We start from the raw sequence: 15979 nt of genomic DNA, 5'->3' as shown, positions 1-15979 counted from the left end.
GAAAATCTATGAATCGACGCGATTTTATCCAACAGGCAACGGCTGGTACACTGGCTTTTTCATTACCCGATTTTCCTTCCTTCGCCAAAGATGCGCGAATGGGTATTGTTGTTCATTCGTATGCCTTTCGCTGGAATTCCAAAATAACGAGCAGCAAATATCCCGGCTTTACCGACGCTATTGCCTTGCTCGAACATTGTCATCAGATTGGCGCGGGTGGCTTGCAGGTCGTTGTGAATGGATGGACATCTGATTTCGCCAGCAAACTGCGGGAGAAGCGGGAGAAATTGGGACTGTATCTGGAAGGCTCTATTGCCGTACCGAAAACGGCTGATGCGCTCCCGAAATTTGAACAGGAAGTACGTAACGCCAAAGAAGCGGGTGCAACCATACTACGTACCGTTTGCTCGACAGGTCGACGTTACGAAACGTATCATTCGGCGGAGGCATTTCGCGAATTACAGAAGAATGCGCTGACTTCCATGCAGTTGGCTGAACCGGTTCTTAAGAAATATCAGGTTAAGCTGGGCGTCGAAAATCACAAAGACTGGCGGGCACCACAGCTAGCAGCTATGCTTAAGCAAATCAGCAGTGAGTGGGTTGGTGCTACGGTAGATTTCGGCAATAACATTTCGCTGCTCGAAGATCCGATGCAGGTTGTTGAGACGCTGGCTCCCTATGCCGTCAGTACGCACATTAAAGATATGGCCGTTGACGAATATCCCGACGGTTTTCTACTTTCGGAAGTACCATTGGGAACGGGCATTTTAGACCTACCGAAGATGGTGGAGATATGCCGACAGAAAAACCCGAACGTTACGTTCAGCCTTGAAATGATCACGCGCGATCCATTGAAAATTCCCTGCCTGAAAAACGAATACTGGGAAACCTTCGGCGACGTACCGGGCATTGATCTGGCTCATACGCTACGTATGGTTAAAGAAAAACAGCCGAAAACGGCCCTCCCACGCGTTTCTCAACTGGAGGGTGAAAAACAACTTTCCGCCGAAGAGGATAATATTCTGGCCTCTCTGCGCTACAGCAAAGACAAACTGGGGATGAAATGAATGGATAATGTGAAATAAATAATGGACAATGCCTCTCTTGTTAGAGGTTCCGGAAAAACCATTATTCATTTTACATTATCCATTGTTCATTGCCCCTACTATATTATTCATTTCCTATTTCAACATGACGAAAGAAAAACTTCCGGGAATCAGTCAATTCGATCTTACAGGTAAATCAGCAATCATCACTGGAGGCTCTAAAGGTTTGGGACTGGCAATGGCGGCTGGCCTTGCTTCGGCAGGTGCTAATGTAATGCTGGTCAATCGCACTGCCAGCGAGGGAGCCGAAGCCGCGAAAGACCTAAGCAATGATTTCGGGATAAATGCCATTTCATTCGCAGCCGATATTACCGATCAGATCCAAACCGAAGCGATGGCAAAAACGGCTTTCGATACGTTCGGACGTATCGATATCCTTATCAATAGTGCTGGTATCAACATTCGGGGGGCCATTGATGAACTCTCGCTCGATGATTTTAATAAGGTGATGCAAGTAAACGTACAGGGTACCTGGCTCTGCTCACGCGCTGTAACATCGTATATGAAAGAGGCCGGACGCGGAAGTATTATCAATCTGGCTAGTACGCTCGGCCTGGTTGGTTTATCGAACCGTACTCCCTATACATCCAGCAAAGGTGCTGTTGTTCAGATGACGCGGGCATTGGCGCTAGAACTCGCTCCGTTCAACATCAACGTCAATGCCATTTGCCCCGGCCCCTTTTTAACCGCCATGAACGTACCCATTGCCGATACGGAAGAAGGGAAAAAGTTTGTGGTGGGTGCCACTGCACTCGGTCGGTGGGGCGAACTCCGCGAAATTCAGGGAGCCGCCATTTTCCTCGCCAGCGACGCCGGTACGTATATGGTTGGTTCCATGCTCACCGTCGACGGCGGCTGGACAGCGAGATAAATTTAGAGATGAGTGATGAACGTTAAAACCTTATGCAACTGCAACCAACACCACCTTCCACCAAACCTACCCGAGTACGTTACGGTATGTTGGCACTCGTTTTTGTCAACGTAGCGATTAACTATCTGGATCGTGCCAATCTTTCGGTAGCGGCTACTGCACTGGGGAAAGATCTGGAACTGTCGACCAAAGAGCTAGGGTATATTTTTTCGGCGTTTGGCTGGGCATATGCGGCTTTACAGATTCCGGGGGGCATCATTGCCGATCGATTTGCCCCCCGAATCTTATATGCTTTCTGCCTCATTACCTGGTCGTTGGCTACTATAGCGCAGTCAGTCGTCAGCGGATTCTTAAGTTTATTTTCACTACGTCTGGCAACTGGTACGTTCGAAGCGCCTTCTTATCCAATAAACAACCGAGTTGTAACCAGTTGGTTTCCAGACAACGAGCGTGCATCAGCCATTGCGATGTACGTATCGGGTCAGTTTATCGGATTAGCTTTTCTGACGCCAGTTTTAGTAGCTATTCAGTCTAGTTTTGGCTGGAAAGGGTTGTTCGTTATAACCGGTTTGGTAGGGCTGGTCTGGGGTGTCGTCTGGTATTTGTTCTATCGCGATCCGTTAGACCATCCGCGCGTAAACAAGGCCGAACTGGATTATATTGAGGAAGGGGGAGGGCTATTTCAGGGAAAGAAATCGGGCGTCGATAGTCCATCTTTATGGCGCTGGGAGAATTTCAAAGTAATCCTATCCAAGCGAACTTTATGGGGGGTTTACATCGGCCAGTTTTCGGTTAACGCAACGTTGTGGTTTTTTCTGACCTGGTTTCCAACGTACCTGGTCAAATACCGGGGCATTGATTTTAAACAATCGGGCTATCTTGGCTCTATTCCGTTTCTGGCTGCCTGCGCCGGATTACTGCTCTCAGGATTTATATCAGATCGGTTAGTCAAACAGGGAAAATCGGTAAGTATGGCCCGAAAAACGCCAATTATTGTGGGCTTGCTTTTATCTGTGGTAATTATCGGAGCCAACTATACCGACGATGTTACCATGATTATTTTCTTCATGTCACTGGCCTTTTTCGGGGTTGGTATGGCGTTGATTTCGTGGGTGTTTGTTTCGATTTTATCACCCAGGCATTTGATTGGCCTAACGGGCGGTGTATTCAATTTGATGGGCAATCTGGCGTCTATCGTAGTACCCATCACCATTGGCCATTTGATTACAGGCACAGACTTTAAACCGGCTATTGTGTTTATCGGGATAGTCGAATTTATTGGTGCCTGTGCTTATATATTTCTGGTTGGTAAGGCCGAGCGGATTTCAACGAGCAATGATCAGCCAGAAAATGCGCCCGTTTTTGAACAGAAATAAACGCTACGTTGTATGCTAGAAAATGAAAACCCGATTTGTTCTTCATATTCCTTCGCTACGTCCTGATGGGATGGCGTTATTTCCGTTCATTCTGGTTCGAAAACCGAACCCTCACCCAACACTGGTTAATCACGAGCGGATTCATTTGCGTCAACAGGCCGAATTGGGCATTATACCGTTTTATATCTGGTACGTAGTGGAATATCTCGTTCGTCGGGTTCAGTATCGCGACCATTACACCGCCTACCGAAATATCTCGTTTGAGCGCGAAGCATTTGCCAATGACCAGAATTTAACGTACCTGCGCACACGTAGCTTCTGGCAATTCTGGCGCTACGTATCAAAAAAAACGGCTTGATTTACTACGTATGTCAACGGGAATTATTGACTGAGCCGTCACCTCTAACACCCGCAATAACCACAATAGACGATAATACGACTACGAGAACTGGAATACCCTCCCGAAAGCCGATCAAACGTAAATCTTCAGGAATGTTCAGGTAAAGCAAAATAGTAATAAGACCACGCGGAGCCAGCCAAAGTAAGGCTCTGGCCGTACCACGATACGTTAGCCGAAGCGTTATCCAGCGCCAGGCTAGTATAACCATAACAAACAACGCGCTCACAATCAGGGCATCGGTATTGATTAGATCGCGCGGAACAGCAGCGTAGCCCAATAGCAGAAAAAAGAACGTACGTATCACAAAAGACCCTTCGGCGGCCAGATTTTTGAGTTGGTCAAGCTCTTTTTCAAACAGGTCGTTCTTCAAAATTTCGCTCAGTCTTCCGCGAATAAACAGTTCGGTATTATTCAGAAATAATCCGAAAATCAGAATTAGTAATAGAGAAGAAAGATGGTTTATTTCGGCCAACGCATACACCAAAAATAAAACCGAAATAATGGGCAGAAATTTAATCCGGTGATTGATACGGCTAATCAGGTAAAGCAATAGAAAGCAGCACGCCAGCGAAATCAACGCCATCACGAGCGTATCACGTGCGAATGATAAGACTGCTCCAAAAATAGAATTACGGCTTAGTAGCAGAAAGTTATAGGCCATAATTCCTAAAATGCTCGCAAACGCAGATTCATAAATGGCAAATTGCTGCTGATTCTCCGACAGATTTGGTATGCTCTGAACCGTTACACTACTGCTGATAATCGAAAACGGCAAAGCAGCGATCAGGCAATGATAATACGTATCGTTCAGCAACAGATAGAGCATGGTAGCCATAATGAGCGTACCACCTATAATCGATAAAAGTGAAGCTATAAGAGTTCGCCGAATTAAACTTAGTTTATCACCATGCAACTCCAGATCAAGGCCACCTTCGAGCACAATTAGAATCAGGCCGAGCGTGCCTAATATGGGCAGAATAGCATTGATATAAGGCACCTGAACCCCAAAATACTCTGTCGCATAACGGGTTATACCACCCATCAGCAGTAACAACAACACCGATGGCGTTCTGAAACGGCTACTGAACAGGTCAAACGCATAAGAAGTCAACACCGACAAACTCAGTACAATAATTAAAATGGATGAGTCCATACGGTTAGCCGGGTTGTTACCAGAGCAAGGTTAATTACTGGAATTTATTGATTCACAACTATTTACAACGCTGATTTAGCGGCTTGGCCAATTGTTATTTCTTGGCATAATAATACAGGTTTACCGACGATGCGCTGGCTCGTTCACTGATCGTAAAATAGCCTTTGCCTTCTTTATCGAAGCAAACAGCTTCGCCCTGCGGCTCAACCCGGTATGGCAGTGAACGGCTCTTCCCTAACTGCAACGCATCGGCTATCGACTGGCCAGACTCTCGTTTCCAATACCGAATTTCGGTATACGAACGAACGATAATTTCACTACCATCGGGCGAAATAGCGGCTCCAGTCACAAACGTCATCGGTATCTGCCCCCAGGATTTGGCCGTGGCCACTTCATTGATATTATGCGGATAGGGCAAGCTATACAAATGCACATTTTCTTCTCGCTTGGTGATGATGTAAATGTCTTTTGTCAGCGGATCGACAAACATGGCTTCGGCATCGCGAGGCCCATCCGGGTAACGAAAATTAAGTCGAACTACGTCCGTAATAGGCGTTTCCAACGTAGCAGGTTCAGTTAGACGGTAAATCTGACAAAGCGTATTCTGGCTGAAGTTATCGCCGATGTCGCCAATATAAATATAGTTGGTATTATCATTTGGCCCCGGCCCAATGGCAATTTCTTCCCAGTCGCGATTTCCGAAAAGGGGCACTGTAACCTTACCTTTCACTTTACCATCATACCCCAGAAGAGCCAGTTCTGCCGGACTACCACTATCCTGATTTATCCAAAGATTACCGGGCATACTGCGGCTATCGGCCATTCCTGAGGCTTCGTCAATTACTCCCGGAGCAACTGCTGTAACCGTTGGGTCAGCAAACTCCACCGAATAGACGCTGGGAGAACCCAGTTTACAGGAAATGAGCGCCAATCCCAGAACAAACGAAACGAAATAACGCATGAAGAATTCAAGTTGATTCAGTTGTCAAAGTAACGAATTGATGGGCAAATAATGATAAGCCGCTTCATAAGAAAGCTATTTATCATGTTTATGAGAGGATTTTATTCTATGCAGGAAGCCATATTCTGAACGTAGCACCTTCGGCAGGGCGCCCTTCAGCCATTACATATCCGTGGTGATTATCAATTACTTTCTGCACAATTGCCAGTCCGATACCAGTACCTGTATAATCGCTCTTGTTGTGCAATCGCTGAAATACCTGAAAAATCCGCCCGGCCTGATGTGGCTCGAAACCGATGCCATTATCGGTTATTTCAATAAGATGAAAAGCTCGATTACTATCACGAGACGAAACAGGAATAGCTGTTACGTGCTGCCCCAAAACAGGCTGGCAGGCAATTGTAACTTTCGGTGGATTCTGCTCATCATCCTTACAGAATTTCAGTGAGTTACTGATAATATTCTGAAACAATTGCCTTAGTTGCACGGCATCACCACGTAGCACAGGCATCTGACCAATCACTACGTTTGCCTGTTTTTCCAGGATGGCTGTTTCAAGATCAGTAGCTACATTCTGCAAAACTTCGTTCAAATCGACCAGCGCAACTGTTTCCTGTTTGTTCGCAATTCGGGAATAAGCCAGTACGTCTTTAATCAGCAATTGCATACGGGCGGCCGCTGTTTGCATACGCTGAATAATATTGACTCCCAATTCATCTAGCACTGTCCCGTATTTGGCTTGTAGCATATCGCCGAACGATTGAATCTTACGTAGCGGTTCCTGCAAATCGTGACTGGCGATATAGGCAAACTGTTCCAGATTTTTATTAGATCGCTGTAAATCAACTATAGAGCTTTGCAATTGCTCTTCCAGTTTTTTGAGGGGGGTATAATCCAGAAACGTAACCAGCAAATCATCCCCTAAACGGGCCGTTGTTATATTCCCTGAAACATCGATTCCATCCGCATTGTATTGAAAGGGAAAATCCTGCGCCTGACCTGTTTCGAGTGTAAAAGCCAATTGTTCTAATAAGCCACTTTCCAGATACGTTGGAAACCAGTTGCTTACCAAATGCCCAATAATAGTTTCTGGCTCTTGGTTCACGTAGCGGCCCGTAGGCTGATTTGCCATCCGAAAGCGAAAATCCACGATCTGGCCCGTCAGATTTCGAACGGGAGTAATCACAAAAATGACAATCTGTGCGGAGTCGATGATCGTTCGCATCTCCTCAGCCGATTGCGCAATGGCCTGTTGCGTTTTATGACTCTCACTTATATCTGTATACGTAACAGTAAGCCCATCGCCCAATGGCGAAAGCGCCATATCGTACCAGATTTCAGCACCATTCTCTTCATAATCAAGGTAAATATGCGTTGGTTTCTGGGTTTCGGCTACGGCTACGTATTGGTCAAACAAACCTTTTTCCGTTACTAGGGGGCAAATTGCGCTAATACGTTGCCCAATAATAATCTCCGCAGGCTTGCGGAACATCGTTGCCCCAGCTTCGTTGATAAGCGTCACGACAAAATCAACAATGGTACGGGTTTCATCACGAATAGCTTTTAAGGCCATGATGGCATTCGATGAACTATTCAAAACACTGTTGAGCAAGTTAGCCTGTTCTGCTTTTTCGTGTTCAGCAGCTTTCAACGCCGAAATACTACGTGTGATGCTTAAAATACCGTCGCCCAGTTTTGTCCGGTGTACCAGAAACCATCCATTCAGTTTTGCATTGAAGTAGGTAATCTCACGCGGCTGATTTGTTTCCAGCACAGCGTACATCTCCCTAAAATTACGTTCCGATTCGGCCCGTTCGTGGCCATTAACTTCCAGAACACGAGTTCCGGGGCTTACTTTATAATGGTTCCGTGTAATATCCTGCGCTTTTTGATTGGCATAAGCAATCTGGAAATCAACTATTTCCCCTACTTCATTCCGCATAGCCTTCATCCAGATTACGGCATCGGGTAGCGCATCGAGAAGTTGTAATAATCCTATATCGGTAGATTGTTCAGCCAGCATGTACGCGCGATATGTTGGTGCAAAAATTAGTAGAAATTCAATTCGAAAGACAAATTATGAGTCAATTTTTTTGTTCGCAACGTAGCGTTTACACTATTTCCGTGTACTTGCTCCTTTTCTCTGTCAGTTCGAATTTTTAGCATACTACACAGTATAAACCTTTCTGGATTTAGTACCAACCCCGCCCCACTTTATGGTATCTAGTTAGTTTTTCCAGAGTTAATACTTTAACATGTTATTACCGGCAAAATCTAAATTTCTTTAATTCATGAGAACCCGTTCATTCTTTTTTGCAGGCCTGGCTCTGCTCGGCTTATGCTTTAGTTTCACCTTCAGTACTCCTCCATCAGTTGATGGATGGGTTAGTATTTTCGACGGCAAGACGTTTAATGGCTGGAAAGTCACCGAAGAAAGTCCTGGTACCTTTACAATTCAGGACGGAGCAATAGCTGTTGCTGGCCCACGTGCTCACTTGTTTTACGATGGCCCTGTTGGTAATCACGATTTCAAAAATTTCGAGTGGAAAGCGCAGGTGAAAACCATGCCCGGATCTAACTCAGGTATGTTTATTCATACAGCTTACCAACCATCGGGCTGGCCATCAAAAGGCTATGAAATTCAGGTCAATCAAACTCACACCGACTGGCGCAAAACTGGTAGCGTATACGCTATGCAGGACGTAAAAGAAGTGTTTGTGAAAGACGATGAGTGGTATACGGAACATATTAAAGTAGAGGGCAAACACGTAACCATCAAGATCAATGACAAAGTCATCAACGATTACATGGAACCCGATAGCGTAAGCAATTCGAACAAACCGAAAAAACTGAGCAGTGGCACCGTTGCCTTACAAGGCCACGACCCAAAAAGCAAAGTATTTTTCAAGGATATTATGATTAAAGTATTGCCTAACTAACAAAGCCACTCTACAAAAAATGGCGGTCGCTACGTAGCGACCGCCATTTTTTGTAGGGTATAACTATCTGAGTTGGTATTATTTGAATTGTTGAATACTGTATTGACTAGCCTGTAACAGTGCCGGATTTTTAGCCGCAACGGCCGCACTGACCTCGCCGATACGTGCATTCAGGGTATAAATTTGCTCGCCAACCAACACATTTGTTGTTGCCTGGTCATAGCCTGTTGAATCGTTTTTTACAATCGTTGCTGTTTTCCAGTCGTCGGTGCTACGTACCTGTGTTACCCGATTTCGATTGTTCACTACGTATAAATCGTCATTGTGCAACAACATCCCATCGCCACCCGGCAATGTTACGCCCGTAATCTCTGTTGTCTTGTTTTCGGTTGTATTGAGGTCAACTTTATACAATTTACCCTCATTAGATTTTACTACGATCAGGTATTTTTTTGGATGATAAACAATGCCATTCAGATTGATGCCCGTACCCGAAAACAAAGGCGATTCGAGTAATATACTTGGATCGGCTCCGTTGGCCGGAACCTTATAAATTACCGGAGCAAACGAGTCTGTTACGTATACGTTTCCATCCGGGTCAATGGCCAGATCGTTGGCAAAATGATTACTGTTTGGCACTAACGTAGCCAGATTTATTCGGCGCACATTCTGCTTTGTTGTCAGATCATAAATGTACAATCCTGCGGTTTTAAGGGTAGTTTGGGCTGTACTTTTCTCCGAAACGCCCTGATCGCCGTTGCACACGAAGAGCAGATTATCCCGCATTTTAATGCCAATTGCGCTTATGAGCTGCGCATCATCTTTGATAAGATCTTCGTAACGCCCATTCTGATCTACAGTACCAATTTTCCCCTGTGTAATCGAGCTAACCAAAAATCTATCGAGCGATGGCGAATACGTAATTCCTTCTGGATATTGACGACTTGCCGAAAACGGAATGCGTGCAGGAATTGTAGGTGCGCTGAATTCAGGATCAGGGGTATTACAGGACGTAGTGAGTAGGCTAATTAGACCAATTTGAGCAACGCAAAAAAGAAGACGGTTCATAACGCAACGTATTAATAGATAAAGCACGAAAAATGTGCTACAAAGAAAGAACGAAATAGGGATACTACGTTCATGTTTGTCGGTAAAACTATCTGTTCGGTTTTGAGTTTTATTACCAGACGAATTTTATACCGTTATGAAACATTTCACCACCCTGACCGAAGCAATGGAAGATCTACGAGATCGTGGATATACCCATGAGTTTGGTCCCAAGAACGATTATCTGGAAGAGAAAAGTACGGCGACTAAACTGAAAAAAGAGGAATTTATCGTTGACGAATTTCATCGATTCGAAGGTACTTCGGACCCTGGCGATGAAATGACACTGTACGCTATTACGGCATCGAACGGCATGAAAGGCGTATTTGTATCGCCACAGGGCACTTATTCGAACGAAGTATCGCCAGAATTGATGGCCAAGTTCAACGTAGGCGAGCGTCCACAGGTAAATACCGATGGTGCGGTGCAACCGCTTGAACAACACGGTAGCGCCCGATAAATTATTTATCGCACAATTGCAAGAAAACCACCCGGAAGATGTAAAATTTTCCGGGTTTTTAGCTATATTTGCGCCCTTTACAAAAAAGCCGTTCTTTATCGTCTTGACATAAATTATGAAGTTATCCGAATTCAAATTTGATTTACCCGACAGTCTTATTGCCAAATACCCGGTAGAGCGGGGTGAATCACGGTTGATGGTTGTTGACCGGAAAACCAAAACAATTGAGCATAAGAAGTTTTCGGATATGCTAAGTTACTTCAGCGATGGCGACGTAATGGTCATCAACAATACGAAGGTTTTTCCGGCCCGTTTATATGGCAATAAGGAAAAAACCGGCGCCAAAATCGAAGTATTTCTGCTACGTGAATTAAACCGGGAAATGAAACTTTGGGACGTATTGGTCGATCCCGCCCGTAAAATTCGCGTGGGTAACAAACTGTATTTTGGCGACAGCGATCTGGTAGCCGAAGTTATCGATAACACTACGTCGCGCGGACGTACCATTCGTTTCCTGTTCGATGGTAATCATGATGAATTCATGAAAGCTGTTGATGAATTGGGCGAAATGCCAATTCCCCGCGAAATAAACCGGGAAGCCGAAACCGCTGACCGCGATGATTATCAGACGGTTTTTGCACAACACGTTGGTGCCGTAGCTGCTCCAACGGCTGGCCTGCACTTTACCCGTGCCATGATGAAACGTATGGAAATTAAAGGCATTCATTTTGCCCCTGTTACGTTGCACGTTGGCCTTGGTACGTTCCGGCAGGTGGATGTTGAAGATCTGACCAAGCATAAAACCGACTCTGAAAATTATCGTATTCCGGAAGATGCCGCTCAGACAGTGAATACTGCTCTGGATGCAGGCAAGCGGGTTTGCGCTATTGGCACTACGTCGTTAAAAGCAATTGAATCGTCGGTATCGGCCAATAGTCGGTTGAAACCCGTTGAAGGCTGGACAGATAAATTTATTTTCCCTCCTTACGATTTCAAGATTGCCAATTCACTGCTGACAAACCTGCATCTGCCAGAGTCAATTCTGATTATGATGACCAGTGCTTTTGGTGGCCATGAGCTGATAAAACAAGCTTACGAGGTAGCTATTAAAGAGAAATATCGCTTCTTTAGCTACGGCGACGCGATGTTGATTTTGTAAGGATGTCCAGTTGTTGCTGGCCGTTTGTACTTGGCTAGTTATTTCTTAGCATTATCTTATTTTTGAGGGGCCTTTTGGCCCCTTTTTTATGTAGTATTCAATCTCCTGACCAATGCCTGACGAGTTAACGATTGACGGCCACCAACAATCTACCTATTTCGCCATTATCGTAGCTGGTGGAAGTGGTAGCCGAATGAAATCTGACATACCGAAGCAGTTCCTTCTCCTTAATAACAAACCAATTCTTCAGCATACACTCGAGCGATTTCTTGAGGTTGTACCTGCTTTTCAAATAAGGCTTGTTTTACCCGAACGGGAGCTGGAGCTTTGGGCAAAACTTTGCAAGGAGCATAATTTCCACCCAGATATTCAATTGATTCATGGCGGGGCTAGCCGGTTTCAATCGGTACGTAACGGCCTGGCAGCAATTTCGGCTCCAGAAGGGCTGGTAGCGGTGCATGACGGCGTCCGGCCATTTATTTCGCCCGACATTATTCGTCATAGTTTTGCAACGGCCTCTCGCACAGGTTCAGCCATTACGTGTGTTCCGGTCAAGGATTCAGTACGTGTCGTTGATGCGGAAGGACGTAGTCAGGCGGTTGACCGGCGTTTATATCGACTGGTGCAAACGCCACAAACATTTCAATTAAGCTTGTTTAGAAAAGCATTTCAGGTCGATGAACAACCATTTTTCACCGATTGTGCGAGCGTAGTGGAATATGCAGGTTATTCTGTTACGTTGATTGAAGGTGCTTATGAGAACATTAAAATTACGACACCCGACGACCTGAACCGGAATTTAGCTTAATCTTTACAATCTTGTTCAAATGTCGCCGGAGCGATTCAGATGCCAGTACGTTTTTCACCTGACCATTATATAAACGGCATACGTAGTGGAGATCGGCTACTGCTGAGCCGGGCCATTACGTTGATCGAAAGTCAACGAGCAGCCGATCAGGCATTGGCGCAGACTGTTCTGGAAGGTGTTTTATCACAAACAGGCAACTCGCTACGTATTGGCATCACAGGCGTACCGGGTGTTGGAAAAAGTACATTTATCGAAGCACTGGGTACTTATTTAACTACACTTGGTCATCGACTGGCCGTGCTGACCATCGACCCAACCAGTCAACGATCAGGAGGTAGTTTGTTGGGCGACAAAACACGTATGGAAACGCTTTCCATGAACCCCAGCGCGTATATTCGACCTTCTCCGGCCGGAGATTCACTTGGGGGTGTAGCACACCGCACCCGCGAATCGATGCTCCTGTGCGAAGCGGCTGGCTTCGATGTGATATTAATCGAAACAGTTGGCGTAGGGCAATCAGAAACCGTGGTGCACGGTATTGTCGATTTTTTTCTACTGCTGATGCTGGCCGGTGCTGGCGATGAATTACAAGGCATGAAGCGGGGCATTATGGAACTGGCCGATGCTCTGGCAATCACCAAAACCGACGGTGATAATCAATCGGCAGCAAAGCGCGCCCGTATCGAATATCAGAATGCATTACACCTCTTCCCGCCTACCGATACGGGTTGGTCGCCACCTGTGCTTACCTGTTCGACGATTACCGGAGACGGCATTGCGGAGATCTGGGAAACTATTCAGGCGCATAGGCAACTTACTACGCAAAATGGAAGTCAGACAAAACGTCGTCAGGAGCAGCAACTTAGCTGGTTTCGGTCGTTGTTACGAATGAGATTGGAACAACAATTTTATACGAAGCCTACGCTACGTCATCAACTCGAAGATATTGAAGACCAGATACGTAGTGGTACGTTGTTACCCACTGCCGCCGTCGAGATCTTACTACGTATTTCCTTAACTTCTCATTAGAGTTGGTGCCTTTCTGCTTTTATAGATATGTCCAGATTTTTCTTCCTGCTAGCCTTTACCCTTTCGATACAACTCGCAAAAGCTCAACGCGATACAAGTATTACAATTTCAGCCGTGGGTGGACTACAATTCAACCAGACGCGGCTAATTGTTAAACCGAATACCCGCCTGAAACTTGTTCTCCAGAACAAAGACGATATGGCGCATAATCTGGTGGTTACCCGCCCAAATTCGCGGCTGCGGGTTGTAGAGTTTGCGCTGGCGCTGGGCGATAAAGGCCCTGCTTTACACCACGTACCGGTTATGGACGACGTACTGGCCCACACGGTCAGCGTTGAACCCGGGAATACCGATTCGTTACGTGTTACGTTATCTGAAGGTGCTTATCCGTTTGTTTGTACGTATCCGGGCCATGGCTCGATCATGTACGGCGTTATTTATGCCACCAATGAGCCGAAACGACTGCCAGCACCCGATCAGGATTTAAACGTACCGAATCCAAATCGGATGGCCGATGCCGCCCACCAGCACCATCAGTCTGCCGCATCGGGCCATCCGTATGCGCTTAAATTGCCAGCCGTTTATCGCACGTTTATGGCCGATTGCGGTCCGGCGGCTATTGCCGTAGGACTTCCGGGTGCGGATGGTGGGCAATCGTACGTATTTGACGCGGGGCAGTGTCGACTACGTTACGCTTGGTCGGGCGGTTTTGTCGATAACTCTGAACAATGGGATGGTAAAGGCCAGCGATATACCAAAGTGGTGGGCGAGATTTATTTCCGGGATAAAGGCGAATTTCCCTGGCGTGTAGGTAACAACGTAGCGGCACCTCAATTTAAAGGATACCGACTGGTGAACCGCTATCCTGAATTTCACTACGTAGTGAACGGGGTCGATATATACGAACTCATCAAGCCGGTCCCTAACCGACGCGGCCTTATTCGGCAATTCAGGCTCAGCCCCTCCAAACAGAACGTAACGTTTCTGGCAAGTGCACAACTTGGAATTCGGCTGAAATCATCTGTCGGGCGATTTGAGAACGGAACACTACGTCTGCCTGCCGGAACCCGGCAATTTACCTTAACCATCGAAACGAACTAATCTTTCACTTTTCATGCTTGCTTCGATTCTCCTGTCGGCGTTCTTATTGGCAACCGCTCCGGCCGATACCATTTCGGATTATTACGAGATAGAAAACATACCGATGCCAGCCGGTTTGGTAGCCGAAACAGGTGGGCTGGCCTTTTTGCCCGACGGTCGATTAGCGGCCTGTTTTCATCGGGGTGAGATTATGCTCTATAACCCGAAAACCAAAACATGGAAGCTATTTGCCGAAGGCTTACACGATCCGTTGGGGGTTGTGGCCATCAGTAATAAAGAACTACTGGTTATGCAACGCCCTGAGCTTACTCGTCTGACCGATACCGACGGCGATGGCGTAGCTGATCAATATACAACGGTGAGCGATCAGTTTGGCATGTCGGGCAATTATCATGAATTTGCTTTCGGGCCGGTACGTGATGCAAAAGGGAATTTATATATCAGTCTCAATACGGCATCGAACGGAGCAGGTATTCGCGATGAAGTACGTGGCCAATATGATGCACTTGGGCGGCAAGGGCGAATGTACGCTTGTGTGCCGTATCGGGGTTGGGTGATGCAGATTACGCCCGATGGAAAAGTAAAACCGTATGCCAGTGGTTTTCGGTCGCCCAACGGATTAGGTTTCGATGCGCAGGGACGGCTTTACGTCAGCGACAATCAGGGCGATTGGCTCGGCACCAGTAAATTATACCACGTAGAAGAAGGGAAATTTTACGGACATCCGACGAGTTTGGTATGGCGCGAGGGCTTCCCAAATATCGACCCGCTGACCCTATCTGTACAAACGCTCGACAGTATGCGTACGGTGGAAAGTATTGCTTTTCCACATGAACTGATGGCTCATTCACCTACACAGCCTTTTTTAGACAATACGGGTGGAAAGTTTGGTCCCTTTACAGGTCAGTTATTTGTCGGTGAAATGGATTTTCCGCACTTGTTACGTATCCTGCCCGATGAGGTAGGTGGGCAAATGCAGGGAGCGTGCGTACCGTTTTTCGCTAAAGCGGGCTCTAATGGCATTTCGCTACGTATCGGTAATAACCGGCTCGCTTTCGCACCTGATGGCAGTTTATATTTGGGCAAAGCCGATCATGGCTGGCTGGGCGATCGGGGCATTCAACGAATTAAATACAAGCCCGGTCGTATTCCGCTCGATATTCTGGCGATGAAACTGACACCAGACGGGTTTACGCTCACCTTTACCGAACCATTAGATGAACAAACAGCTCGCGAACTGACGAATTATCGTTTCCGCAGCTATTATTATGAATACCATCGCGCTTACGGTTCCAAGCAGATGGATGTTCAGACTCCAATAGTAACAAACGCTACGTTGTCGGCTGATCGCAAAACAGTGTCGTTAAAACTGTCCGAATTGAAGCCAAATCGAATTTATGAGTTAACTCTTGGTCCTCTTCAATCGGGTCAGAAGAAGTTGATGAGCCGATCAGTATGTTACACGCTGAATAAGCTGAAATAAAACCGGGATTAAACGGATTGAGGGAT

15 protein-coding genes are annotated in these 15979 nt (G+C 46.2%); 11 read left to right on the top strand and 4 right to left on the bottom strand.

The features are described from left to right. Window positions 1-8 precede the first annotated feature (8 nt). The 4 genes from ACYVD4_RS22185 (at window position 9) to ACYVD4_RS22170 (ending at window position 3711) form a co-directional block, all read left to right on the top strand. Window positions 9-1067 (top strand): sugar phosphate isomerase/epimerase family protein, encoded by a 1059-nt coding sequence (locus tag ACYVD4_RS22185; RefSeq protein ID WP_460949481.1) that lies wholly within the window; start codon window positions 9-11, stop codon window positions 1065-1067. A gap of 124 nt (window positions 1068-1191) precedes the next feature. Beyond that, window positions 1192-1977 (top strand): SDR family NAD(P)-dependent oxidoreductase, encoded by a 786-nt coding sequence (locus tag ACYVD4_RS22180; RefSeq protein ID WP_460949479.1) that lies wholly within the window; start codon window positions 1192-1194, stop codon window positions 1975-1977. Window positions 1978-2009: 32 nt separating this feature from the next. Next, on the top strand, window positions 2010-3353 hold the full coding sequence (locus tag ACYVD4_RS22175; protein ID WP_460949477.1) for an MFS transporter: 1344 nt from the start codon (window positions 2010-2012) through the stop codon (window positions 3351-3353). Window positions 3354-3375: 22 nt separating this feature from the next. After that, window positions 3376-3711: a hypothetical protein gene (locus ACYVD4_RS22170; RefSeq protein ID WP_460949475.1), complete on the top strand. Its 336-nt coding sequence runs from the start codon at window positions 3376-3378 to the stop codon at window positions 3709-3711. Window positions 3712-3724: 13 nt separating this feature from the next. Here the strand turns inward: ACYVD4_RS22170 and ACYVD4_RS22165 are convergent, their stop codons facing one another. The 3 genes from ACYVD4_RS22165 to ACYVD4_RS22155 all read right to left on the bottom strand — a co-directional run bounded on the left by ACYVD4_RS22165 (window position 3725) and on the right by ACYVD4_RS22155 (window position 7890). Then, entirely contained in the window at window positions 3725-4906 is a 1182-nt protein-coding gene (locus tag ACYVD4_RS22165) for a cation:proton antiporter (protein ID WP_460949473.1), read from the bottom strand. Between the two features lie 94 nt (window positions 4907-5000). Then, window positions 5001-5867, bottom strand: coding sequence for a PE-PGRS family protein (locus tag ACYVD4_RS22160; protein ID WP_460949471.1), 867 nt, complete (start codon window positions 5865-5867; stop codon window positions 5001-5003). Between the two features lie 106 nt (window positions 5868-5973). After that, a complete protein-coding gene (locus ACYVD4_RS22155) occupies window positions 5974-7890 on the bottom strand; it encodes a PAS domain-containing sensor histidine kinase (RefSeq protein WP_460949470.1) in 1917 nt (638 codons plus the stop codon). Window positions 7891-8158: 268 nt separating this feature from the next. Between ACYVD4_RS22155 and ACYVD4_RS22150 the strand changes: the two genes are divergently transcribed. Further along, a complete protein-coding gene (locus ACYVD4_RS22150) occupies window positions 8159-8806 on the top strand; it encodes a 3-keto-disaccharide hydrolase (protein ID WP_460949468.1) in 648 nt (215 codons plus the stop codon). 78 nt (window positions 8807-8884) lie between these two features. Here ACYVD4_RS22150 and ACYVD4_RS22145 read toward each other — a convergent pair whose 3' ends face one another. Beyond that, window positions 8885-9874, bottom strand: coding sequence for a gluconolaconase (locus ACYVD4_RS22145; protein WP_460949467.1), 990 nt, complete (start codon window positions 9872-9874; stop codon window positions 8885-8887). 136 nt (window positions 9875-10010) lie between these two features. Here ACYVD4_RS22145 and ACYVD4_RS22140 point away from each other — a divergent pair, with 136 nt between their 5' ends. The 6 genes from ACYVD4_RS22140 (at window position 10011) to ACYVD4_RS22115 (ending at window position 15953) form a co-directional block, all read left to right on the top strand. Further along, window positions 10011-10373 (top strand): hypothetical protein, encoded by a 363-nt coding sequence (locus ACYVD4_RS22140; protein ID WP_460949465.1) that lies wholly within the window; start codon window positions 10011-10013, stop codon window positions 10371-10373. A 115-nt stretch (window positions 10374-10488) separates the two neighbouring features. Continuing rightward, entirely contained in the window at window positions 10489-11532 is a 1044-nt protein-coding gene (queA, locus tag ACYVD4_RS22135) for a tRNA preQ1(34) S-adenosylmethionine ribosyltransferase-isomerase QueA (RefSeq protein ID WP_460949463.1), read from the top strand. Between the two features lie 112 nt (window positions 11533-11644). Continuing rightward, window positions 11645-12340, top strand: a complete 696-nt coding sequence (locus ACYVD4_RS22130; RefSeq protein WP_460949461.1) for a 2-C-methyl-D-erythritol 4-phosphate cytidylyltransferase — start codon at window positions 11645-11647, stop codon at window positions 12338-12340. A gap of 39 nt (window positions 12341-12379) precedes the next feature. Beyond that, on the top strand, window positions 12380-13369 hold the full coding sequence (gene meaB / locus ACYVD4_RS22125) for a methylmalonyl Co-A mutase-associated GTPase MeaB (protein ID WP_460949459.1): 990 nt from the start codon (window positions 12380-12382) through the stop codon (window positions 13367-13369). 27 nt (window positions 13370-13396) lie between these two features. Further along, window positions 13397-14470, top strand: coding sequence for a plastocyanin/azurin family copper-binding protein (locus ACYVD4_RS22120; protein WP_460949457.1), 1074 nt, complete (start codon window positions 13397-13399; stop codon window positions 14468-14470). Window positions 14471-14483: 13 nt separating this feature from the next. Beyond that, window positions 14484-15953, top strand: coding sequence for a PQQ-dependent sugar dehydrogenase (locus ACYVD4_RS22115; RefSeq protein WP_460949456.1), 1470 nt, complete (start codon window positions 14484-14486; stop codon window positions 15951-15953). The last annotated feature ends 26 nt before the right edge of the window (window positions 15954-15979 follow it).

It is taken from the genome of Spirosoma daeguense (assembly GCF_054776875.1).
This window is presented reverse-complemented; position numbering and strand designations above follow the sequence as displayed.

Excerpts from the sequence above, each read along its gene's own strand:
- ACYVD4_RS22145 (WP_460949467.1), bottom strand. The coding sequence starts at position 9,874 with ATGAACCGTCTTCTTTTTTGCGTTGCTCAAATTGGTCTAATTAGCCTA.
- meaB (WP_460949459.1), top strand. The coding sequence starts at position 12,380 with ATGCCAGTACGTTTTTCACCTGACCATTATATAAACGGCATACGTAGT.
- ACYVD4_RS22165 (WP_460949473.1), bottom strand. The coding sequence starts at position 4,906 with ATGGACTCATCCATTTTAATTATTGTACTGAGTTTGTCGGTGTTGACT.
- ACYVD4_RS22120 (WP_460949457.1), top strand. The coding sequence starts at position 13,397 with ATGTCCAGATTTTTCTTCCTGCTAGCCTTTACCCTTTCGATACAACTC.
- ACYVD4_RS22150 (WP_460949468.1), top strand. The coding sequence starts at position 8,159 with ATGAGAACCCGTTCATTCTTTTTTGCAGGCCTGGCTCTGCTCGGCTTA.
- ACYVD4_RS22115 (WP_460949456.1), top strand. The coding sequence starts at position 14,484 with ATGCTTGCTTCGATTCTCCTGTCGGCGTTCTTATTGGCAACCGCTCCG.
- ACYVD4_RS22140 (WP_460949465.1), top strand. The coding sequence starts at position 10,011 with ATGAAACATTTCACCACCCTGACCGAAGCAATGGAAGATCTACGAGAT.
- ACYVD4_RS22155 (WP_460949470.1), bottom strand. The coding sequence starts at position 7,890 with ATGCTGGCTGAACAATCTACCGATATAGGATTATTACAACTTCTCGAT.
- ACYVD4_RS22130 (WP_460949461.1), top strand. The coding sequence starts at position 11,645 with ATGCCTGACGAGTTAACGATTGACGGCCACCAACAATCTACCTATTTC.
- ACYVD4_RS22175 (WP_460949477.1), top strand. The coding sequence starts at position 2,010 with ATGCAACTGCAACCAACACCACCTTCCACCAAACCTACCCGAGTACGT.
- queA (WP_460949463.1), top strand. The coding sequence starts at position 10,489 with ATGAAGTTATCCGAATTCAAATTTGATTTACCCGACAGTCTTATTGCC.
- ACYVD4_RS22185 (WP_460949481.1), top strand. The coding sequence starts at position 9 with ATGAATCGACGCGATTTTATCCAACAGGCAACGGCTGGTACACTGGCT.
- ACYVD4_RS22180 (WP_460949479.1), top strand. The coding sequence starts at position 1,192 with ATGACGAAAGAAAAACTTCCGGGAATCAGTCAATTCGATCTTACAGGT.
- ACYVD4_RS22170 (WP_460949475.1), top strand. The coding sequence starts at position 3,376 with ATGAAAACCCGATTTGTTCTTCATATTCCTTCGCTACGTCCTGATGGG.
- ACYVD4_RS22160 (WP_460949471.1), bottom strand. The coding sequence starts at position 5,867 with ATGCGTTATTTCGTTTCGTTTGTTCTGGGATTGGCGCTCATTTCCTGT.